The following is a 20,859-nucleotide window of genomic DNA, read 5'->3' as shown; positions in this document are numbered from 1 at the left end:
CCGCGTCGACTGTCTCAGGGCCGCTTCGCGCCCCAACGCGGGGCAAGCCCGCTCGCCACAACAAGCTCGCTCGCCACAGCATGCCAGCTCGCCACAGCAATCCCGCTCGCCAAAAGGCACCCCTTGCCCCTAAGTGAATCCCGCTTGTCCGCGACATGATGTCCTTTCATATGCCATCCAAAACCCGTTGGGTTAGAATGCCCTCCTTTTCTGCCCCCGATCCTTGAGGACTGCCATGTTCAGCCGTGATTTGACTATTGCCAAGTACGACGCCGATCTCTTCGCCGCCATGGAGCAAGAAGCCGTGCGCCAGGAAGAGCACATCGAGCTGATCGCTTCGGAAAACTACACCAGCCCTGCGGTGATGGAAGCTCAAGGTTCGGTACTGACCAACAAGTACGCCGAAGGCTACCCGGGCAAGCGCTACTACGGTGGCTGCGAATACGTCGACGTGGTTGAGCAGCTTGCCATCGACCGCGCCAAGGAACTGTTCGGCGCCGATTACGCCAACGTCCAGCCACACGCCGGTTCCCAGGCCAACAGCGCGGTGTACCTGGCCCTGCTGCAAGGCGGCGACACCATCCTGGGCATGAGCCTGGCCCACGGCGGTCACCTGACCCACGGCGCCAGCGTGTCCTCCTCCGGCAAGCTGTACAACGCCGTTCAATACGGTATCGACGCCAACGGCTTGATCGACTACGACGAAGTCGAGCGCCTGGCCGTTGAGCACAAGCCGAAAATGATCGTGGCCGGCTTCTCTGCCTACTCGCAGATCCTCGACTTCCCGCGTTTCCGCGCCATCGCCGACAAGGTCGGTGCTTACCTGTTCGTCGACATGGCCCACGTGGCCGGTCTGGTCGCCGCTGGCGTCTACCCGAACCCGGTGCCTTACGCTGACGTGGTCACCACCACCACCCACAAGACCCTGCGCGGTCCACGTGGCGGCCTGATCCTGGCGCGCGCCAATGCCGAGATCGAGAAGAAGCTGAACTCCGCGGTATTCCCGGGCGCCCAGGGCGGCCCGCTGGAGCACGTGATCGCGGCCAAGGCGATCTGCTTCAAGGAAGCCTTGCAGCCTGAGTTCAAGACCTACCAGCAGCAAGTGGTGAAAAACGCCAAGGCCATGGCCGGCGTGTTTATCGAGCGTGGGTTTGACGTGGTGTCCGGCGGTACCGAGAACCACCTGTTCCTGCTGTCGCTGATCAAGCAGGACATTTCCGGCAAGGACGCTGACGCTGCGCTGGGCAAAGCCTTCATCACCGTGAACAAGAACTCCGTGCCGAACGACCCACGTTCGCCGTTCGTCACCTCCGGCCTGCGCTTCGGCACCCCGGCAGTGACCACCCGTGGCTTCAAGGAAGCCGAGTGCAAGGAATTGGCCGGCTGGATCTGCGACATCCTGGCTGACCTGAACAACGAAGCAGTGATTGATTCTGTTCGTGAGAAGGTCAAGGCCATCTGCAAGAAGCTGCCGGTGTACGGCGCCTGATTGCAGTTGCTTGAACAAGAAGCCCGGCTCTAGAGCCGGGCTTTTTTATGCCAATTCCAAATTTGAAATACATTTGATTGCATTTCAAGTCAGTCAGGTCAGGGTTGGTAGACCCGCGCAAAGCCTTCGCGGATTTTGTCTTCCGGCAACTCATCGGCAATAAACACAATCACACTTTCCCGCGCTTCACCTTCGGCCCATTCGGTATCCCAATCGAAGCCGTACAACTTCAGCACGCCCTGGAACACCATGCGCCGGTCTTCCCCGGCAATATTGAGCACGCCCTTGTAGCGCAGCAGTTGCTTGCCGTGGTCTTCGAGCAGCTCGTTCATGAACTCACTGAGCCGGTCGATATCCAGCGGCTGATCGGTGCGCAGCACCAGGCTGGAAATACGATCGATGGACGGCGCCTTGCTCACCGGGCGCAGGCTCATGCCAGCGTTGAGATTGAAACCGCGCACATCGAGCAATTCGGCCAGGTCGATGTTGCCGTGGTCCACCACGCGAATCGGCGCGCGCCGGTTGATGCGGCTCAGGCGCTCGCTGAGGGCGTCGAACGTGGCGTCGTCCACCAGGTCACGCTTGCTCACCAGCAGGCGGTCGGCAAAGCCGATCTGCGCCTGGGCGATGGTCTGGGTCAGGTGGTGCTCGGCGTGGGCCGCGTCCACCAGGGTGATGATCCCGTCGAGGATGTAGCGCTCGCGCAAGTCCTCGTCGATGAAGAAGGTCTGGGCCACCGGCGCGGGGTCGGCAAGGCCGGTGCACTCGATCACCAGGCGGTCGAAGGCGATCTCGCCACTGTCCAGACGTTCGAGCAGCAGGTAGAGGGCTTTGGTCAGGTCGGTGTGAATGGTGCAGCACACGCAGCCGTTGGACAGGGTCATGACTTGCACGGGTTCGGCGCCCAACAGCTGGGTATCGATGCCGGCATCGCTGAATTCGTTTTCGATCACGGCGATTTTAAGACCGTGCTCGGCCTTGAGCAGGTGGCGCAGCAAGGTGGTCTTGCCGGCGCCGAGGAAACCGCTGAGAACGGTTACCGGAATGGGAGAGGACAAAGACAGTTCTCCTTATAACTGAAGGAACATAAAACAAATGTGGAAGGGGGCTTGCTCCCGATAGCAGTGTGTCAGGCACTTGTGTATCACTGACACACCGCTATCGGGAGCAAGCCCCCTCCCACAAGGGATCACCGCCATCCCGAGGTTATCGGGCTAGCAGCACTTGGGCCCACCCTTGCCGCCGTATCGCGCCTCCTGGCGTTCACGGAAGAACGCCTTGTAGTCCATCATCGGCTTGTCCGGGTGTTTGGTTTGCATATGCTCGACGTAGGTGTCGTAGTCGGGCATGCCGACCATCAGGCGTGCGGCCTGACCGAGGTATTTACCGAGGCGACTGATGTCATTGAACATGTTTGCAATCCTCGGTTATGCGTCCGGTACGGCCTGGAATGGCGCTTCTTTATCCGTACGTTCCTTGTTGCCCCAGGCCGCTACGCCAACCTTGAGCGCATAGAACAGGATGCTGAACACCACGAACAGGAACAGCACCGTCAGCGTTGCGTTGGTGTAGGCGTTCCAGATCACGTGCTGCATCTGGTCGACGCTCTTCGCCGGCGCGAGGATCTGACCATTGGCCAGGGCATCGCTATACTTCTTCGCCAGCGACAGGAAACCGATCGCAGGGTTGGCGTCGAACAGCTTGATGAAGCCTGCGGTGGTGGTGCAGATCAGCAGCCATATCGCCGGCACCATGGTCACCCAGATGTAGCGTTGGCGTTTCATTTTGATCAGCACCACGGTGGCGAGCATCAGCGCGATACCGGCCAGCATCTGGTTGGAGATACCGAACAGCGGCCACAAGGTGTTGATGCCACCCAACGGGTCGATCACGCCCTGGTACAGCAGGTAGCCCCACATCGCCACGCAGCCTGCGGTGGCGATCAGGTTGGCGGTCCAGGATTCGGTGCGTTTGAGCGCCGGCACGAAGGAGCCCAGCAGGTCCTGCAGCATGAAGCGCCCGGCACGGGTGCCGGCGTCCACTGCGGTCAGGATGAACAGCGCTTCGAACAGGATCGCAAAGTGGTACCAGAACGCCATGGTGTTTTCACCCGGCAGCACACTGTGCAGGATCTGCGCGATCCCCACGGCCAGGGTCGGTGCACCGCCGGCACGCGCCAGGATGGTGGTTTCACCGATGTCATGGGCCACGGCCGACAACGCCTCGGGGGTGATTGCAAAACCCCAGCTGCTGACGGTCTGCGCCACGGTCACCACGTCGGTGCCGACAATCGCGGCCGGGCTGTTCATGGCGAAGTACACGCCCGGCTCGATCACCGACGCGGCAACCATCGCCATGATGGCCACGAACGACTCCATCAGCATGCCGCCGTACCCGATGTAACGGGCGTGGCTTTCGCTGGCGAGCAGCTTGGGCGTGGTGCCCGAGGAAATCAGCGCGTGGAACCCCGAAACCGCGCCACAGGCGATGGTGATGAACAGGAACGGGAACAGACCGCCCTTCCACACCGGGCCGGTGCCGTCGATGAACTGGGTGAGTGCCGGCATTTTCAGGTCGGGCATGGTCACCAGGATGCCGATGGCCAGGGCAATGATGGTGCCGATCTTGAGGAACGTGGACAGGTAGTCACGTGGCGCGAGGATCAGCCACACCGGCAGCACCGCTGCCACAAACCCGTAGCCGATCAGCATCCAGGTGATCTGGATACCGGTAAAGGTAAAGGCCTTGGCCCAGACCGGGTCAGCGGCAATCTGCCCGCCCAGCCAGATCGAACCGAGCAGCAACAGCACGCCGATGATCGAGATCTCGCCGATACGGCCGGGGCGGATGTAGCGCATGTAGATGCCCATGAACATCGCAATCGGGATGGTCGCCATCACCGTGAAGATGCCCCATGGGCTCTCGGCCAGGGCCTTGACCACGATCAGCGCCAGCACCGCGAGGATGATGATCATGATCAGGAAGCAACCGAACAGCGCGATGGTGCCGGGAATGCGGCCCATCTCTTCGCGCACCATGTCGCCCAGGGAGCGGCCGTTACGGCGGGTGGACAGGAACAGGACCATGAAGTCCTGCACCGCACCGGCCAGTACCACGCCGGCAATCAGCCACAGTGTGCCGGGCAGATAGCCCATCTGCGCCGCCAGCACCGGGCCGACCAACGGGCCTGCACCGGCAATCGCCGCAAAGTGGTGCCCGAAGAGGATGTGTTTGTTGGTCGGCACATAGTCCAGACCGTCGTTGTTGACCACTGCGGGCGTGGCCCGACGTGGATCGAGTTGCATCACGTTGTTAGCGATGAACAGACTGTAATAACGGTACGCGACCAGATAGATGGCCACGGCCGCGACCACAATCCACAAGGCGTTGATCGCCTCGCCGCGGCGCAAGGCCACTACGCCCAGGGCGCATGCTCCTACAACTGCCAGCACCAGCCAGGGCAGGTGGCGTAGCAGGCTATTATTATTTTTCATTTTTATATTCCAGCCAGGGTGGACAGAAAGACAGCCATTCGGAGTTTAGCGCTCCTTGCCCTAAAGGCCACCCCCCACGTTGGTCTAGAGCCTTGCGATGGCAAAAAAATGCAGGCGCTGCCGAAAAATCGGCAGCCACCCCAGATTGTTTTACTGTGTGGCTGATTACTCGAACAAGGCATCCAGCGCCTGCTCCAGGCGTGTCACCCCGATAATCTGTATGCCCGGCGGCGATTCCTTCGGTGCGTTGCCCTTGGGCACGATCGCCCGCTTGAAGCCATGCTTGGCCGCCTCCTTCAAGCGCTCCTGCCCACTGGGCACCGGCCGCACTTCGCCCGACAGGCCAACCTCGCCAAACACCAGCAAGTCATGGGGCAACGGCCGGTTGCGCAGGCTGGACATCACCGCCGCCATCAAGGCCAGGTCGGAAGCGGTCTCCAGCACCTTGACCCCGCCCACCACGTTGAGGAACACGTCCTGGTCGTGGGTGGGGATACCGCCGTGACGGTGCAGCACCGCGAGCAGCATTGCCAGACGGTTCTGGTCCAGGCCGAGGGTCACACGGCGCGGGTTGGCCAGGTGACTGTCGTCCACCAGCGCCTGCACTTCCACCAGCATCGGCCGGGTGCCTTCCCAGGTTGCCATGACCACGCTGCCCGGGACTTCCTCCTGGGCGCGCGTAAGAAAAATCGCCGAGGGATTGGAGACTTCCTTGAGCCCGCGGTCTGTCATGGCGAACACGCCCAATTCGTTGACGGCGCCGAAGCGGTTCTTCACCGCCCGCAGCAGACGCAGGCGGCCGTCGGACTCCCCTTCGAAATACAGCACGGTATCGACCATGTGTTCCAACACCCGCGGCCCGGCCAATGCGCCCTCCTTGGTCACATGGCCCACCAGGAAGATCGCCGTGCCGCTCTGCTTGGCGTAGCGCACCAGCAGCGCCGCGCTCTCGCGCACCTGGGACACGCCGCCCGGTGCCGATTGCAGTTGTTCGGTGAAGATCGTCTGGATCGAGTCGATCACCATCACCTTGGGCTTTTCGATACGGGCGGTGGCGATGATGCTTTCGATGCAGGTTTCGGTCATCACCCGCAGTTGGTCCTGGGGCAGACCGAGACGGCGGGCGCGCATGGCCACTTGCTGCTGGGATTCCTCACCGGTGACGTACAGCGCCGGCATGCGGCTGGCGATGCTGCACAGGGTTTGCAACAGGATCGTCGATTTACCGATGCCGGGGTCGCCGCCGATCAGCACCACCGAACCGTCCACCAGCCCGCCGCCGAGGACGCGGTCGAGCTCACCGGAGGCGGTGGAGAAACGCGGAATCTCTTCGACGCTGACTTCGGCCAGGGTCTTGATCTGCGCCTGCTGCCCGGTCCAGCCGGCCCGACCGGTGGGGGCCGCAGCGCCGCCGCTCTCGATCATGGTTTCCGTAAGGGTGTTCCACGCACCGCACTCGGTGCACTGGCCGGCCCACTTGGGAAAGGTCGCGCCGCACTCGGTGCAGCCGTACATGCGCTTGGCCTTTGCCATTTGAGAACCTCCAACCGAAAAACCGCGATGATAGCTCAGCGCGAGGCCGGGGTCCGGATTTCACCGCTGGCCAAGCGTGCCGCGCTGTTGCCGACCGGGTCCTGCGCATTGAGATCGGCGCCCTTGGCCTTCAGCGCGTCGAGCAGTTCGACGCGCTTGAACAGCCCGGCGTACATCGCCGCCGTCTGCCCGGCGCCATTGCGCTGGTCGGGGTTGCAGTCGGTGGCCAGCAGGCGCTGGGCGATTTTCAGCTCGCCTTTGAAGATCGCCCCCATCAGCGCGGTGTTGCCGCGTTTGTCCTGCACACAGGCATCGGCACCGGCCGCCAGCAGGCGCTCAACGTAGGCGCTTTCGCCGTGATAGGCGGCGAGGATCAACGCGGTGTAGCCCTTGTCGTCCTGGGTGTTGAGCGCGTAGCCCGACTCGATGAAGGTGTTGAGCATGTCGAGGTCGCCACGGCGGGCGGCGTCGAAGTAATAGTCCTGAAGCTGCGCCTTGAGCGCGACCGGGTCAGGCGATTCGGCATGGGCGCCAAAGGCCAGCATGGCAATCAGTAAACCGATGGAAATACGCATAGTGTTCTCCAAAGGGTCGGCGCCCTGGGGGCGCCGACCACAGCCTGCGGGTCAGTCTTTGAGTTTTTCCGCCAGCGCCTTCACGCGGGCCAGGTCACCCTTGGCGACCTTGGTCACGCCGGTGCCGTACTCCGGGTCCGCCTTGTAGAGGAACGAGAGGATGATGTGCTTGCTCTCGTCATCGGTAGTGGCCAGCGAGCCACCGAAGTTGTCGATCAGGTCCTGGCGCTCTTTGGGGGTGTAGGAGCGATACAGGTCGCCGGCCTGCTTGAAGTTCTGCTCGCGCTGGATCTTCGCCTGCTGGGTACTGCCGGTCAGGGCCGACTGGCTGTAACGCGCGGCTTGCGGCTCTTCGCGATTTTCTAGACGGCTTGGCTGGTAGTTCACGCCGCTGGTGGTTTTGCCGCTGTTGAGGGTGCCGTCCTGATTACCGTTGTTGACGGTTACGCGTGGCGCGTTGATCGGCAATTGCAAGGCGTTGGCGCCCAGGCGGTACATCTGGGTGTCGGCATAGGAGAACACCCGACCTTGCAGCAGACGGTCTTCCGAAGGCTCGATGCCCGGCACCAGGTTGGCCGGGGCCATGGCCACCTGCTCAGTTTCCTGGAAGACGTTCGCCGGGTTGCGGTTCAGCACCATTTGCCCAACTTTGCGCTCGGGTACGTTTGGCCAGATCTTGGTGGCGTCCAGCGGGTCGAAATCGAACTTGGCCAGGTCTTCAGGCTTGAGCACCTGCACATACAAGTCCCACTTGGGGAAGTCGCCCTTGTTGATATGAGTGACCAGGTCATTGGTCATATGGCTGTAATCACGCCCCTGCACTTGGGTGACTTGCTCGGGATCAAGGTTCTTGATGCCTTGCAGGCTCTTCCAGTGGAACTTGACGTAGTGCACTTCGCCTTTGGCGTTAATCAGTTTGTAGGCATGTACGCCGTTGCCGTCCATCTCACGGTAACTGGCCGGCGTGCCCGAGTCGGAGTACAGCTCGGTCAATGTCCGGGTGGACTCCGGTACATGGGAGAAGAAGTCGAAACGACGGGAGTCATCGTCCAGGTTGGTACGCGGGTCGGGTTTGAACGCGTGGACCATGTCCGGGAACTTGATGGCGTCGCGAATAAAGAAGGTCGGGAAGTTATTCCCGACCAGGTCCCAGTTGCCTTCGGCGGTATAGAACTTGGTGGCGAAACCGCGTGGATCACGCAGGGTTTCCGGCGAATGGTTGCCGTGCACCACGGCCGAGAAACGCACGAACACCGGAGTGGCTTCGCCGGCGGCGAAGACCTTGGCCTTGGTCAGGTCGCTGAGGTTGTCGGTGACGGTAAAGGTGCCGTGGGCGCCAGTGCCACGCGCGTGCACCACCCGCTCCGGGATGCGTTCGCGGTCAAAGCGCTGCAGTTTCTGGATAAGCTGCACGTCTTGCAGCAGGACCGGGCCATTGGGGCCGGCGGTCTGGGAGTTCTGGTTGTCGCCGACGGCGGCACCGTTGTCACGGGTGAGGTTGGCGGCCTGTACGGACAGCGAGAGCAGGCTGGCGGTGGCCAGCAGCAAGGCATGTCGCGCCAGTATGGGCCCACGGTTCGTTGAAATATTCATCGAGGTTTCCTCTGGTTTTTTTAGCGCACATTCAGTTGTGCTTGCCAGAGGCTAGTGACCCGGGAGTCAGAAGATAAATAGAAAAAGCCCACCAGGCCGATTGAGAAATTATTCTCGCAACCCCGTCAAATAGCGCGTATTTCGCGCGCGATTGGTGGCACTTTGCAAACTATTTGCGATTTGGTGTGTCGATAAAACCTGGCAGTGTTAACAGTTGTGTCGGGCGAGCCCGCTATGACTGCCTTACACTGAGCCCCACCCTTCTCATGTGTAACAAGGAATAAACCTATGAGCGTGATCAGTGAGTTCAAGGCCTTCGCGGTCAAAGGTAATGTGGTCGACATGGCTGTCGGTATCATCATCGGCGCCGCCTTCGGCAAAATCGTGTCCTCATTTGTGGGCGATGTGGTGATGCCACCCCTGGGCCTGTTGATCGGCGGCGTCGATTTCGGCGACCTGGCGGTAACGCTCAAGGCAGCCCAGGGCGATGCACCGGCCGTGGTGCTGGCCTACGGCAAGTTCATCCAGAGCGTGGTCGACTTCCTCATCGTCGCGTTTGCGATCTTCATGGGCGTGAAGGTCATCAACCGCCTCAAGCGTGAAGAAGCCAAGGCCCCCAGCCTGCCACCAGTGCCGACCAAAGAGGAAGTGCTGCTGGGTGAGATCCGCGATCTGCTCAAGGCGCAGAACGACAAGCCGCTGTAGGCCCAACGGTTTTCGCAAAAGGCGCCTGCGGGCGCCTTTTTGCTTACCAGTAGTTTTCCACCGCCACCTGCCCGGGGCGCCGGCTCAGGCTCAACTGCAGGTCGCGCTGCTTGAGCAACTGACGTGTGTCATCGACCATCTGCGGGTTGCCGCAGATCAGCACGCGGGAGTGCTCCGGGGTAAGCGCAACGCCGGCCGCGCGTTCCAGTTCGCCGTTTTCGATCAGCGTGGTGATACGCCCATTCAAGGCGCCCGGATGCTGCTCGCGGGTAACAATCGGCACATACGTGAGCTTGTGCGCGAACTCGGCCAGGTACTCGCGCTCACCCAGCTCCCTGATCAGCGATTGATAGGCCAACTCCCTCGCCTCGCGGGCGCTGTACACCAGCACGATGCGCTCGAATTTTTCCCACACCTCAAAATCCTGCAGGATCGACAGGAACGGCGCCACGCCAGTGCCGGTGCCCAGCAGCCACAAATCGCGTCCATCGACGAAACGGTTCAGGGTCAGATAGCCCGTGGCCTGGCGTTCCACCATCAAGGTATCGCCCACCTTCAGGCGGCTGAGCTCACTGGTGAATTCGCCACCCGGCACCACAATGGAGAAGAAATCGAGGTGCTCGTCGAACGGCGAAGACACGATGGAATAGGCACGCCATACGGTGCTGCCATCCGCCCTGGTCACGCCCAGCCGCACGAACTGGCCGGCGGTGAACCGAAAGCCGGCGTCGCGGGTAGTGCGCAGGGTAAACAGGCTGGGGGTCAGCGATTGCACATCGAGCAAGGTCTGGCGGGTAAATTTCTCAGCACTGGCCGTCATGGGAGGCTCCGTTCTACAGGTGCCCTAGTGTCCCTCAAACCCTGGCGGCTAAACACCGTCGGTTTGTACTGGCATTGCCACTGGTTGCCACCGCGGCACTCTGTAACGAAGGGTAATGTGTTAACTTTTAGACACACTTGCTTGGCATCGCATGTTTATAACGATTACTGAACATTTCGCTATTACGCTGCTTCCAACACCCCTCTTAATTAGCTGCAAACTCTGAGTAAACAGGCCGAAATTCAACCGCTTAATCAATTAAGTTATACAAAGCCCTTGTCTTCGTACAAAGAACCAAAGATCCAATCTGACATTTAAAGAAGATTTTTCGTTCAATCCTGCAAGTCATGTCCTACACTGTTTTCGTGCCGCGTTGGGAGCTGGGACGTACCCAAGTCACACCAAAATTCATGGAGCGTTCCTGATGGTTAACTGGCGAAACACGAGGCTTTCCAAGCTGGAAGGCGAGAACAAGAGCACCACTGTTTATGAGATGGTTATTAATCAGACCTACGAACTCGGATTTGAATACTGTTCGTTTACAATGAGCTCACAACAACCCAACAACCAAACGAAACCCATCAATTTCAACAATTACCCAAATGAATGGACCAGCACCTATAAACAAGCTCACTTCTTTGAAGTTGATCCCATAGTCGCTCATTGCAAACGCAGCGTGCTGCCTATTGTCTGGGAGGAAAAAACCTTCGCTGCCACCCCCGATTTATGGGCGCTGGCCAAGTCGTTTGGCGTACATCAGGGATGGACGCAGGCGGTGCATGATTTCCAGGGCGTGTTCAGCATGCTGACCCTGGGTCGAGGCAAGCGCGAGGTCAGCCCCGAGGAGCTTTACGAAAAAGCCGGCCAGGTGCTCTGGATGTGCCATGCGATGCACGCGGTGGTCGCGCAGAAATTTGCCGATACGCCCGGCATCAGCCCTCCTTGCAAGCTGACACCACGGGAAACGGAAATCCTGCGCTGGTCGGCCATGGGCAAGACAGCGTCTGAGATCGCCACCATCCTGTGTCTGGCCGAGCGCACGGTGGGCTTTCATATCAGCAGTTGCCTCAAGAAGCTGGGCGTCAACAGCAAGATCGCCGCCGTGCTCTGCGCGTCCAAGGCCGGCCTGTTTTGACCGGTGCGTAAACGCCCCATGTAATCCCATCGAAAAAAAAGTAACATTTGTGGCCAAATCTGAGTGTTGATGCAGCCCCGAGGGCTCGCCTCGCAGTTCGCTCAGATGGTTGCGGCAGGTCTTTCCGCCACGACGCTCATCGTTGACCCAGAGTTTCCCCCGCCATGCCCTTGCTCGACAGCCCCTTCGCCCAGCTCGATCTGATTCGCCAGCCAGAGCAACACAATGACCCGCTGCAGGCATTCGATGCAGCCGACGAGTACCTGCTCAGCCACCTGGCCGCGCAGCAACCGACGATGGCAACCCGAGTGCTGGTGCTCAACGACAGTTTCGGCGCGTTGGCGGCGAGCCTGGAAGGCCGGGTACAGGTGACGTCCAGCGGTGACTCGTTCCTGGCCGCACAGGGCCTTGAAAAAAATCTTCTGCGCAACGCCAGGGCATTCGATGCCGTGCCGTTTGTGCCGGCCAACGAGGTGCCGACAGGGCCCTTCGACCGGGTGCTGGTACGCGTCCCCAAAACCCTGGCATTGCTTGAAGAACAGCTGATCCGCCTGCAAGGCCAACTGGCGCCGGGTGCCGAGGTGATTGCCGGGGCGATGGTCAAACACTTGCCACGGGCAGCCGGCGAACTGCTCGAACGCTACATCGGGCCGATGCATGCCTCACTGGCGGTGAAAAAGGCCCGTTTGCTGATCGCCACCGTGGAAGATCGCCCGGCCGCCGTGTCGCCCTACCCCACCCGCTACACGCTGGACACGCCCGCCATCACGCTGCTCAACCACGCCAACGTGTTCTGCCGCGAAGGCCTCGACATTGGCACCCGCGCCTTCCTCCCGCACCTGCCGACCAACCTGGGCAGCGCCCGCGTGGCCGATCTCGGTTGCGGCAACGGCGTCTTGGCGATTGCCAGCGCGCTGCGCAACCCCGAGGCGCAATACACCCTGGTGGACGAGTCCTATATGGCCGTTCAATCGGCCGGCGAAAACTGGCGCGCGGCGCTGGGTGCGCGCAACGTCATCCTGCGTGCGGGCGACGGCCTGGCCGGTCAGGAAGCGCAATCGCTGGACGTGGTGCTGTGCAACCCGCCCTTCCACCAGCAGCAGGTGGTCGGCGACTTCCTCGCCTGGCGCATGTTTCAGCAGGCCCGGGAGGCACTGGTGGTCGGCGGCGCGCTGTATATCGTCGGCAACCGCCACCTGGGCTATCACAGCAAATTGGCGCGCCTGTTCCGTGGCGTCGAGCAAGTCGCCGCCACCCCCAAGTTCGTCATCCTCAAAGCGCGCAAGTAAAAAAAAGGCCCTGCCCTTCCAGATGAAGCGCAAGGCCTGAAAACCGGGCCGCGAAGCCCGGACAGGGATGTCAGTGGGTGGTCAGGCCCGCCGCGTTCATGAACATGCGCATCAGGCTGGCCACCACGAACAGGGCCAGCACGCTGCCGGTCCAGATCATTGCCAGCCAGCCGAGACGCCGCCACAGCGGCTGCTTTTCGGCCTGTTCGATTTCGTGCAACGAAGGTTTGCCGGACATCGTGCGACCCTCCTAGTGATAGCCGTCTTCGTGGGTGACCTTGCCGCGGAACACGTAATAGCTCCAGAAGGTGTAACCCAGGATGAACGGGATGATGAACAACGTGCCCACCAGCATGAAGCCCTGGCTCTGCGGTGGCGCGGCGGCGTCCCAGATCGATACCGACGGCGGGATGATGTTCGGCCACAGGCTGATGCCAAGGCCGCTGTAGCCGAGGAAGATGAGCACCAGCGTCAGCAGGAACGGCGTGTAATGCGCATGGCGCGCCACGGCGCGAATCAGCCCGTACATCGTCACCAGCACCAGGATCGGCACCGGCAGGAACCAGAACAGGTTGGGCAGGCTGAACCAGCGCGATGCGATATCGCCGTGGGCCAGCGGCGTCCACAGGCTGACGATCGCCATCACCGCCAGCACCACAAAGGCCAGCGGCCGCGCCAGCCTGTGCATCTGCGCCTGCAACTTGCCCTCGGTCTTCATGATCAGCCAGGTGCAGCCGAGCAACGCATAGGCAAAGATCAGTGCCACGCCGCAAAACAGCGTGAACGGGGTGAGCCAGTCCAGTGAGCCGCCGGCGAACTGGCGGTCGACCACCGGGAAGCCATCGATGAACGCCCCCAGCGCCACGCCCTGGAAGAACGTCGCAGCGATCGAACCGCCGATGAACGCCTTGTCCCACAGGTGGCGCTTGTGGTCCTTGGCCTTGAAGCGGAACTCGAAGGCCACGCCGCGAAAGATCAGCCCGATCAACATCAGGATCAACGGCAGGTACAGCGCCGACAGCACCACCGAATAGGCCAGCGGGAACGCGCCGAACAGCGCCGCGCCGCCGAGCACCAGCCAGGTTTCGTTGCCGTCCCACACCGGCGCGACGGTGTTCATCATCACGTCACGGTCGACCTTGCCCGGAATAAACGGAAAGAGGATGCCGATACCCAGGTCAAAGCCGTCCATCACCACGTACATCATGATGCCGAAGATGATGATCACGGCCCAGATCAGCGGAAGGTCAATACCCATCTCAATGCCCCTTGTGCTGGAGGTGGTCGTCATCGGTGCCGTCATCGGCCGCCGACAGCGGACGCGCCGGCGTGCGTTTCTGGCCAGGGCCGCCGGGGGTCGGTTCGGTACTTTCGTGGGTGACCGGGCCTTTGCGCACCAGGCGCATCATGTAGCCCAGGCCCGCGCCGAACAGCGCGAAGTACACCACCACGAACAGCACCAGCGTAATGGTCATCTGCGCCAGACTGTGCCCGGAGGACGCATCCGCCGTGCGCATCAGCCCGTAGACCACCCACGGCTGACGGCCGATTTCGGTGGTGAACCAGCCGGCGAGAATCGCGATCAGGCCGGACGGGCCCATCCACAGTGCCAGGTAGAGAAACGGTTTGGACGTGTACATCCGGTCGCCACGGCGCAGCCAGAGGCTGAACAGACCGGTGAAGATCATCAGGAAGCCCAGGCCGACCATGACCCGGAACGACCAGAACACCACGGTCGAGTTGGGCCGGTCTTCAGGCGGGAACTCCTTGAGCGCCGGCACCTGCTTGTCCAGGGAGTGGGTCAGGATCAGGCTGCCCAGGTACGGAATTTCCACCGCGTATTTGGTTTTTTCAGCCTTCATGTCCGGCCAGCCGAACAGGATCAACGGGGTCGGCTCATTGCCTTTGTTTTCCCAGTGACCTTCGATGGCCGCGATTTTCGCCGGCTGGTGCTCCAGGGTATTGAGGCCGTGGAAGTCACCGATCACCGCCTGGATGGGCGCGACGATCAGCGCCATCCACATCGCCATCGAGAGCATCTTGCGGATCGCCGGGTTGTCCTTGCCGCGCAGCAGGTGCCAGGCCGCCGAGGAACCGACGAAGAACGCCGTGGCGACGAACGCCGCCGTGGCCATGTGAGCCAGGCGATAGGGAAACGAGGGGTTGAAGACCACGGCGAACCAGTCAGTCGGGATCACGCGGCCATCGATGATTTCAAAGCCCTGGGGCGTCTGCATCCAGCTGTTGGACGACAGAATCCAGAACGTGGAAATCAGCGTCCCCACGGCCACCATCACCGTGGAAAAGAAGTGCAGGTTGCGTCCCACCTTGTTCCAGCCGAACAGCATCACGCCGAGAAAGCCGGCCTCGAGGAAGAACGCCGTGAGCACTTCATAGGTCAGCAACGGCCCGGTGACGGCACCGGCGAAGTCCGAGAAGCGGCTCCAGTTGGTGCCGAACTGATAGGCCATGACCAGGCCCGAGACCACGCCCATGCCGAAGTTGACGGCAAAGATCTTCGACCAGAAATGGTAGAGGTCACGGTAGGTGTCGTTGCGGGTCTTGAGCCACAAGCCTTCCAGCACCGCGAGGTAACTGGCCAGGCCGATGGTGATGGCCGGGAACAGGATGTGGAACGAGATAGTGAACGCGAACTGGATTCGGGCGAGATCGAGCGCCTCCAAACCGAACATAAGTTTTCCTCTTTCAGGTAATACCGAATGCTGGCTGAAGGCCGCATCCACTGCCCCCACGGATATGGAGTGTGGCGAATTCAAATTCGTTTCTTTTTATGACCATCCACGCAGGGATTCCGGCCTTGCGGCCGCCAGACCAAACCCCACACAGGTTTTGATCTGGATCAAGCATTGCTGAAAGAGTAGTCCCATTTTGTGTCAGTGGCCGTGTGGTGGATTGACGCGTGACAGGCTGCCTCACGGCTGTTCTTGCAACTATTTGTTACAGCTTGATGATAACCTCGCCGTTCCCTCAAGCTCCGGCCAGTACCTTCGATGCCCACTGAACCCGCGTTGCTGTTACGTCATCACCGTCCCTTTATCGCGTTCTGGCTGGCGCGGATCTTTACCGCCAGCGGCTTTCAGATGCTCACCGTGGCCATCGGCTGGAACCTCTACCAACTCACCGGCAACGTGCTCGACCTGGGCCTGGTCGGTCTGGTGGAGTTCGTGCCCCGAGTGCTGTTCATGCTGCACACCGGACATGTGGCCGATCGTTATGAGCGGCGCAGGGTCGCGGCCATCTGCCAGACCGTGCAGGCCCTGATCGCGCTGTCCCTGGCCATCGGCGGCCTGACCGGCCACGTGACCCGCGAGATGATCTTCATCCTCGCCTTCCTGCTTGGCGCTGCCCGCTCCTTTGAACAGCCGACCACCCAGGCGCTGTTGCCGAGCATCGTGCCCAGCGCGTTGTTCCCAAGGGCGGTGGCCTCGTCGCAGTCGGCCCAGCAACTGGCCACCATCGTCGCCCCGGCACTCGGCGGCCTGCTTTACGCATTCGGCAGCGTCTGGGTGTACGGCCCCACCGTGGTGCTGTACCTCATTGCCTGCGTGCTGATGCTCAACCTGCCTGCCCGCCAGACGCCGCTGAACAAAGGCAAGGCCACGCTGGACTCGTTGCTGGCCGGCATCCGCTTTATCCGCAGTCGCCCGGACATTCTCGGCGCGATCTCCCTCGACCTGTTTGCCGTGCTGCTGGGCGGCGCCACCGCGCTGCTGCCGGTGTTCGCCAAGGACATTCTGCTGACCGGCCCGTGGGGCCTGGGCCTGTTGCGCTCGGCACCGGCAGTGGGCGCACTGTTGATGTCGTTGTGGCTGGCGCGGTTCTCGGTCGACCGCAAAGTGGGCCGCGTGATGTTCACCGCCGTGGGTGTGTTTGGCGTGGCAACCATTGCCTTCGGCCTCTCCACCTCGTTCTGGTTTTCCCTCGCGGTGCTGGTGGTGCTGGGCGCGGCGGACATGATCAGCATGGTCATTCGCGCGTCGTTCGTGCAACTGGAAACCCCGGATGAAATGCGCGGACGCGTCAGCGCGGTCAACGGCCTGTTTATCGGCGCGTCGAATCAGTTGGGTGAGTTTGAATCGGGCATTACCGCCCATTGGTTCGGCACCGTGCCCGCCGTGGTGATGGGCGGGATCGGCACGCTGGTGGTGACCGGGGTGTGGATCAAACTGTTCCCGACCCTGGCGAATCGGGACCGGATGCATGTGCCGGTGGAAGAAAAACCCACCGCCTGACCCACTTGCAATAAAGGCAAAGGAGGGAGCTGGCTGTGGCGAGCAGGCTTGCCCTGCGTTGGGGTGCGAAGCGCCCCCCAATCAACGAAAACGCGGCGTACCTGACACTGCGCAGAGCCTGGTTTTGGGGCTGCTGCGCAGCCCAACGCGGGACAAGCCCGCTCGCCACAACAAGCCCGCTCCCACATGGGTTTACGGTGATCGCTAGAGCACCTTGTCCAACGTGATCGGAAATTCCCGCACCCGCTTGCCGGTGGCGTGGTACACCGCGTTCGCCACCGCCGCCGCCACGCCGACAATGCCGATCTCGCCCACGCCCTTGGAGCCCAGCGCGTTTACGATCTCGTCATGTTCCTCGACAAACACCACATCGATCTCGCCGATATCGGCGTTAACCGGAATGTGATACTCGGCCAGGCTGTGGTTCATGTAGCGCCCCAGTTGATGGTCGACCTGGGTCTCTTCATGCAGCGCCATGCCGATGCCCCACACCACACCGCCGAGGATCTGGCTGCGTGCCATTTTCGGGTTGACCACGCGCCCGGCAGCAATCGCACTGACCACGCGGCTGACCTTGATGGTGCCCAGGTCCTCGTCCACGCGCACTTCGACGAACACCGCCGAGTGAGTGGCCGTGGCGTAGCCTTCGCGCTGTTTGTCGGGCTCGCTGTCGACCTGTACTTCCAGCGCCTGTTCGCCGCTGTCCTTGACCAACTGCGCCAGGGACACGCGTTGTTCGCCGGCGTGCAGTTGACCGTCTTCAAAGCGCGCGGTGTCCACGTCCTTGAAAGCCGGATAGGTCTGTTGGGCGATTTTCAGCAACTTGGCATTAAGCGCTTCGCACGCCTGCTGCACCGCCGTACCGACCGAAGACACGGTAAACGAGCCGCCTTGCAACGGCGCGGTGGGCAGGGATGAGTCCCCCAGCAGAAAGCTGATATCGGCCATTGCCACGCCGCTGGCCTGGGCCGCGATCTGCGTCATCACGGTGTAGGTGCCGGTACCGATGTCGGTGGTGGCGCTGCTCACGGTCAGTTTGCCGTTCGCGTCCAGACGCGCCTTGGCGCTGGCCTTCATCTGCATGGCTTCCCACACGCCGCCGGCCATGCCCCAGCCGATCAACTGACGACCGTCGCGCATGCTGCGCGGCTCCGGGTTGCGCTGGCTCCAGCCAAAACGCTCGGCGCCTTCGCTGTAGCACTCGCGCAAGGCTTTGCTGGACCAGGGTTTGTCTTCGTTCTGGTTGCACTCGGCGTAGTTGATCAGGCGCAGTTGCACCGGGTCGATGGCCAGGGCGCAAGCCAGTTCATCCATCGCACATTCGAGGCCGATCACACCCAGCGCAGCGCCGGGTGCGCGCATGTCCAGCGGGGTGTAGACGTCCAGTGGCACCAGTTTGTAGGTCAGCTGAATGTTGTCGCAGTGGTAGAGCATGCCGCTCCACTCCACCACGTGTTCGCTGAAATCCTCGAAGCGCGAGGTCTGGCCAATCGCGGTGTGCCCCAGGGCCAGCAAGCGACCATTGGCGGCGGCGCCCATCTGCAGGCGCTGCAGGGTGCGCGGGCGGTAGCCGAAGGTGAACATCTGCTGGCGGGTGAGGGTCACGCGCACCGAACGCTTGAGCGACAGCGACGCCATCACCGCCAACGGCAACTGGTACTGCGGACGCAGGCCGGAGCCAAAGGCGCCACCGACGAACGCGGCAAAAATGCGCACCTGGCTTTTATCCAGGCCGAACACCTCCTGCACATAGGACTGGCAGTTTTGCGGGCCCTGGGTCTTGTCGTGGATGTGCAAGGTGCCGTCCGGCTGATACAGCACGGTGCTGGCGTGGGGTTCCATGGGGTTGTGATGTTCGATCGGGGTGCTGTAATGCAGGTCGAGGCTGATGGCCGCGCCGGACCATTCGGCCTGGAAGTTACCGCGCGGTTTGGGCGGGGTCTGCGACGAAGGGTGAGCGCTCTCCTGCTGCGCAACCAGATCGGTGTCGAAGGCTTCGGTTTCGTACTCGATGTGCACCAGGGAACCGGCGTGGCGCGCCAGCTCCAGGTTATCGGCGATGACCAGCGCCAGCGGCTGGCCGCTATACAGCACGCGGTCGTTGTACAACGGGCGGAAGGGCGAGCCGTCCGCCGCATCATCGTCGGCGAAGGCGTCATCGTAGCTGGCAATTTTCGGCCGGTTGAGGTGGTCGATCACGGCCACCACGCCCGGCAGCGCCAGCGCTCGGGAGGCGTCGATACGCAGCACGCGGCCCTTGGCAATGTTGCTGGAGACCACGCTGCCGTGCAGCAGGCCGTCCTCGGGAAATTCACCGGCGTAGCGCGCTTGCCCGGTGACCTTGAGCAGACCGTCGACGCGGTCCAGGGGTTTGCCGATAGCACTCATGGCTGTTCTCCTGCGACGGCGGCGTCGCTCAGGGCGCGGATAATTGCGCGGCGTGCCAGCTTGATCTTGAAGCCGTTGTGCTCAAGCGGCTCGGCATCCTGCAGCAGCGCGTCGGCGGCGTTGCTGAAGGTTTCGCGGCTGACCGACTGGCCAATCAAGGCGCTTTCCACCGCGCGGTCGCGCCAGGGTTTATGCGCTACACCGCCGAGGGCCAGACGCGCGTCAACGATGCGGTCGCCGTCCAGTTCAAGGGCTGCGGCGACGGACACCAGGGCGAAGGCATAGGACGCGCGGTCGCGGATTTTCAGGTAGTGGCTGTGACGGGCGAGGTGATCGGCCGGCAGTTCGACAGCGGTGATCAACTCGTCGTCGGCCAACTGGTTGTCGCGTTGCGGCGCATCACCGGGCAAGCGATGGAAATCGGCAAACTCGATGACCCGTGCGCCAGCGCGCCCTTGCACATGCACACGCGCTTCCAGCGCCGCCAGAGCCACGCACATGTCGGAAGGATGGGTGGCAACGCACTGGTCGCTGGCGCCGAGGATCGCATGGATGCGGTTCAAACCGGTGCGCGCCGGGCAACCACTGCCGGGCTCGCGCTTGTTGCATGGCACGGCGGCGTCGTAGAAGTAGTAGCAACGGGTGCGCTGCAACAGGTTGCCGCCGGTGCTGGCCATGTTGCGCAGCTGCGGCGAGGCGCCGGCGAGAATGGCCTGGGACAGCAGCGGGTAACGCTGTTCGATCAGCGGGTGCCAGGCCAGGTCAGCGTTACTGACCAGGGCGCCGATGCGCACGCCGCCGTCGGCGGTTGCTTCCACCTCGCGCAGCGGCAGGCCGGTGATGTCGATCAGGTGCTCGGGGCGGCTGATGTTCTCTTTCATCAGGTCCAGCAGGTTGGTGCCCCCGGCGATGAAGCGCGAGGCCGTGCTGCTCAGGTGCACCGCTTCCTGCACGTCGGCAGGCTTGCTGTAGTGGAAGGGATTCATTGCTCACCTCCCCGCTGACGGCACGCGGGCAGCGCGTCTTCAATGGCATCGCGGATATTGCTGTAGGCGCCGCAACGGCAGAGGTTGCCGCTCATCAATTCCTGGATCTGTGCGCTGTCGTGGGCACGGCCTTCGTTGACCAGGCCCACGGCGGAGCATATTTGGCCGGGAGTGCAGTAACCGCACTGGAAGGCGTCGTGCTTAATGAAGGCTTGCTGCATCGGGTGCAAGCGGTCGCCGTCGGCCAGGCCTTCGATGGTGGTCAGCTCGGCACCGTCGCACATGATCGCCAGGGTGAGGCAGGCATTGACGCGCTTGCCGTCGCGCAACACGGTGCAGGCGCCGCACTGGCCGTGGTCACAGCCTTTCTTACTGCCGACCAGGTCCAGTTGTTCGCGCAGCAGGTCCAGCAGGGTGGTCCAGGGCAACACGCTCAGTTGGCGTTCCTGACCGTTGAGGGTCAAGCGTATTGGGTGGGCGACGAACGGTTGGGCCGCCGCGCCATTGGGGGTCGCGCTCATAAACACCTCACGGGTTGGTGTACATCCGCGGCGTTAGGGAAATCGCCGTCTCAGGGGTACGACTTCCCGGGGGTATGA

General features: G+C 62.0%; 18 protein-coding genes. 5 read left to right on the top strand and 13 right to left on the bottom strand.

Annotation, left to right across the window (positions count from 1 at the left end; genetic code table 11):
- The first annotated feature begins 235 nt into the window (after nucleotides 1-235).
- The gene (gene glyA, locus LUB09_RS11365) at nucleotides 236-1,489 is read left to right on the top strand and encodes a serine hydroxymethyltransferase (RefSeq protein ID WP_057008684.1); all 1,254 of its coding nucleotides are present in this window, start codon (nucleotides 236-238) and stop codon (nucleotides 1,487-1,489) included.
- Between the two features lie 98 nt (nucleotides 1,490-1,587).
- Here the strand turns inward: glyA and yjiA are convergent, their stop codons facing one another.
- The 6 genes from yjiA to katB form a co-directional block, all read right to left on the bottom strand.
- Nucleotides 1,588-2,547, bottom strand: a complete 960-nt coding sequence (gene yjiA / locus LUB09_RS11360) for a GTPase (protein WP_231422601.1) — start codon at nucleotides 2,545-2,547, stop codon at nucleotides 1,588-1,590.
- 156 nt (nucleotides 2,548-2,703) lie between these two features.
- Nucleotides 2,704-2,901 (bottom strand): YbdD/YjiX family protein, encoded by a 198-nt coding sequence (locus LUB09_RS11355; protein ID WP_003176208.1) that lies wholly within the window; start codon nucleotides 2,899-2,901, stop codon nucleotides 2,704-2,706.
- Nucleotides 2,902-2,916: 15 nt separating this feature from the next.
- Entirely contained in the window at nucleotides 2,917-4,983 is a 2,067-nt protein-coding gene (locus tag LUB09_RS11350; protein WP_057008682.1) for a carbon starvation CstA family protein, read from the bottom strand.
- Between the two features lie 165 nt (nucleotides 4,984-5,148).
- Entirely contained in the window at nucleotides 5,149-6,516 is a 1,368-nt protein-coding gene (gene radA, locus LUB09_RS11345; RefSeq protein ID WP_003235145.1) for a DNA repair protein RadA, read from the bottom strand.
- A gap of 35 nt (nucleotides 6,517-6,551) precedes the next feature.
- A complete protein-coding gene (locus tag LUB09_RS11340; protein WP_209985009.1) occupies nucleotides 6,552-7,091 on the bottom strand; it encodes an ankyrin repeat domain-containing protein in 540 nt (179 codons plus the stop codon).
- A gap of 51 nt (nucleotides 7,092-7,142) precedes the next feature.
- Nucleotides 7,143-8,684: a catalase KatB gene (gene katB, locus LUB09_RS11335; RefSeq protein ID WP_231422600.1), complete on the bottom strand. Its 1,542-nt coding sequence runs from the start codon at nucleotides 8,682-8,684 to the stop codon at nucleotides 7,143-7,145.
- 288 nt (nucleotides 8,685-8,972) lie between these two features.
- On the opposite strand from katB, the gene mscL reads away from it, so the two are divergent.
- Nucleotides 8,973-9,389, top strand: a complete 417-nt coding sequence (gene mscL, locus LUB09_RS11330) for a large-conductance mechanosensitive channel protein MscL (RefSeq protein WP_057008679.1) — start codon at nucleotides 8,973-8,975, stop codon at nucleotides 9,387-9,389.
- Nucleotides 9,390-9,432: 43 nt separating this feature from the next.
- On the opposite strand, the gene LUB09_RS11325 is transcribed toward mscL, so the two are convergent.
- Nucleotides 9,433-10,209, bottom strand: a complete 777-nt coding sequence (locus LUB09_RS11325) for a ferredoxin--NADP reductase (protein ID WP_057008678.1) — start codon at nucleotides 10,207-10,209, stop codon at nucleotides 9,433-9,435.
- Between the two features lie 424 nt (nucleotides 10,210-10,633).
- Here LUB09_RS11325 and LUB09_RS11320 point away from each other — a divergent pair, with 424 nt between their 5' ends.
- Together LUB09_RS11320 and LUB09_RS11315 are read left to right on the top strand one after the other, a co-directional pair.
- Nucleotides 10,634-11,344 (top strand): helix-turn-helix transcriptional regulator, encoded by a 711-nt coding sequence (locus LUB09_RS11320; protein WP_231422599.1) that lies wholly within the window; start codon nucleotides 10,634-10,636, stop codon nucleotides 11,342-11,344.
- Between the two features lie 164 nt (nucleotides 11,345-11,508).
- On the top strand, nucleotides 11,509-12,633 hold the full coding sequence (locus LUB09_RS11315) for a methyltransferase (protein ID WP_209985015.1): 1,125 nt from the start codon (nucleotides 11,509-11,511) through the stop codon (nucleotides 12,631-12,633).
- Nucleotides 12,634-12,703: 70 nt separating this feature from the next.
- On the opposite strand, the gene LUB09_RS11310 is transcribed toward LUB09_RS11315, so the two are convergent.
- From LUB09_RS11310 to LUB09_RS11300, 3 genes are read right to left on the bottom strand one after another with little or no spacing between them, the layout of a single operon-like run.
- Entirely contained in the window at nucleotides 12,704-12,871 is a 168-nt protein-coding gene (locus LUB09_RS11310; protein WP_010206690.1) for a DUF2474 domain-containing protein, read from the bottom strand.
- Between the two features lie 12 nt (nucleotides 12,872-12,883).
- On the bottom strand, nucleotides 12,884-13,891 hold the full coding sequence (gene cydB / locus LUB09_RS11305) for a cytochrome d ubiquinol oxidase subunit II (RefSeq protein ID WP_231422598.1): 1,008 nt from the start codon (nucleotides 13,889-13,891) through the stop codon (nucleotides 12,884-12,886).
- Nucleotide 13,892: 1 nt separating this feature from the next.
- A complete protein-coding gene (locus LUB09_RS11300; RefSeq protein ID WP_231422597.1) occupies nucleotides 13,893-15,326 on the bottom strand; it encodes a cytochrome ubiquinol oxidase subunit I in 1,434 nt (477 codons plus the stop codon).
- 318 nt (nucleotides 15,327-15,644) lie between these two features.
- On the opposite strand from LUB09_RS11300, the gene LUB09_RS11295 reads away from it, so the two are divergent.
- Complete coding sequence (locus tag LUB09_RS11295; protein ID WP_231422596.1) at nucleotides 15,645-16,886, top strand: MFS transporter; 1,242 nt, start codon at nucleotides 15,645-15,647, stop codon at nucleotides 16,884-16,886.
- 204 nt (nucleotides 16,887-17,090) lie between these two features.
- Here LUB09_RS11295 and LUB09_RS11290 read toward each other — a convergent pair whose 3' ends face one another.
- Genes LUB09_RS11290 through LUB09_RS11280 form a run of 3 tightly spaced genes read right to left on the bottom strand, consistent with a single transcriptional unit; the run spans nucleotide 17,091 to nucleotide 20,781 of the window.
- Nucleotides 17,091-19,274: a xanthine dehydrogenase family protein molybdopterin-binding subunit gene (locus LUB09_RS11290; protein WP_231422595.1), complete on the bottom strand. Its 2,184-nt coding sequence runs from the start codon at nucleotides 19,272-19,274 to the stop codon at nucleotides 17,091-17,093.
- Complete coding sequence (locus tag LUB09_RS11285) at nucleotides 19,271-20,260, bottom strand: FAD binding domain-containing protein (RefSeq protein ID WP_209985031.1); 990 nt, start codon at nucleotides 20,258-20,260, stop codon at nucleotides 19,271-19,273. The genes LUB09_RS11290 and LUB09_RS11285 overlap by 4 nt, the downstream gene beginning before the upstream one ends.
- Nucleotides 20,257-20,781 (bottom strand): (2Fe-2S)-binding protein, encoded by a 525-nt coding sequence (locus LUB09_RS11280; RefSeq protein ID WP_209985034.1) that lies wholly within the window; start codon nucleotides 20,779-20,781, stop codon nucleotides 20,257-20,259. The genes LUB09_RS11285 and LUB09_RS11280 overlap by 4 nt, the downstream gene beginning before the upstream one ends.
- Nucleotides 20,782-20,859 lie beyond the last annotated feature (78 nt).

The sequence above is a fragment of the Pseudomonas sp. Leaf59 genome (genome assembly GCF_920984685.1).
GTDB lineage: Bacteria > Pseudomonadota > Gammaproteobacteria > Pseudomonadales > Pseudomonadaceae > Aquipseudomonas.
Note: the sequence above shows the minus strand (reverse complement) of the source record. Positions and strands in the feature narration are given on the sequence as shown.

Excerpts from the sequence above, each read along its gene's own strand:
- glyA (WP_057008684.1), top strand. The coding sequence starts at position 236 with ATGTTCAGCCGTGATTTGACTATTGCCAAGTACGACGCCGATCTCTTC.
- LUB09_RS11355 (WP_003176208.1), bottom strand. The coding sequence starts at position 2,901 with ATGTTCAATGACATCAGTCGCCTCGGTAAATACCTCGGTCAGGCCGCA.
- LUB09_RS11350 (WP_057008682.1), bottom strand. The coding sequence starts at position 4,983 with ATGAAAAATAATAATAGCCTGCTACGCCACCTGCCCTGGCTGGTGCTG.
- radA (WP_003235145.1), bottom strand. The coding sequence starts at position 6,516 with ATGGCAAAGGCCAAGCGCATGTACGGCTGCACCGAGTGCGGCGCGACC.
- LUB09_RS11340 (WP_209985009.1), bottom strand. The coding sequence starts at position 7,091 with ATGCGTATTTCCATCGGTTTACTGATTGCCATGCTGGCCTTTGGCGCC.
- katB (WP_231422600.1), bottom strand. The coding sequence starts at position 8,684 with ATGAATATTTCAACGAACCGTGGGCCCATACTGGCGCGACATGCCTTG.
- mscL (WP_057008679.1), top strand. The coding sequence starts at position 8,973 with ATGAGCGTGATCAGTGAGTTCAAGGCCTTCGCGGTCAAAGGTAATGTG.
- LUB09_RS11325 (WP_057008678.1), bottom strand. The coding sequence starts at position 10,209 with ATGACGGCCAGTGCTGAGAAATTTACCCGCCAGACCTTGCTCGATGTG.
- LUB09_RS11320 (WP_231422599.1), top strand. The coding sequence starts at position 10,634 with ATGGTTAACTGGCGAAACACGAGGCTTTCCAAGCTGGAAGGCGAGAAC.
- LUB09_RS11315 (WP_209985015.1), top strand. The coding sequence starts at position 11,509 with ATGCCCTTGCTCGACAGCCCCTTCGCCCAGCTCGATCTGATTCGCCAG.
- LUB09_RS11310 (WP_010206690.1), bottom strand. The coding sequence starts at position 12,871 with ATGTCCGGCAAACCTTCGTTGCACGAAATCGAACAGGCCGAAAAGCAG.
- cydB (WP_231422598.1), bottom strand. The coding sequence starts at position 13,891 with ATGGGTATTGACCTTCCGCTGATCTGGGCCGTGATCATCATCTTCGGC.
- LUB09_RS11300 (WP_231422597.1), bottom strand. The coding sequence starts at position 15,326 with ATGTTCGGTTTGGAGGCGCTCGATCTCGCCCGAATCCAGTTCGCGTTC.
- LUB09_RS11295 (WP_231422596.1), top strand. The coding sequence starts at position 15,645 with ATGCCCACTGAACCCGCGTTGCTGTTACGTCATCACCGTCCCTTTATC.
- LUB09_RS11290 (WP_231422595.1), bottom strand. The coding sequence starts at position 19,274 with ATGAGTGCTATCGGCAAACCCCTGGACCGCGTCGACGGTCTGCTCAAG.
- LUB09_RS11285 (WP_209985031.1), bottom strand. The coding sequence starts at position 20,260 with ATGAATCCCTTCCACTACAGCAAGCCTGCCGACGTGCAGGAAGCGGTG.
- LUB09_RS11280 (WP_209985034.1), bottom strand. The coding sequence starts at position 20,781 with ATGAGCGCGACCCCCAATGGCGCGGCGGCCCAACCGTTCGTCGCCCAC.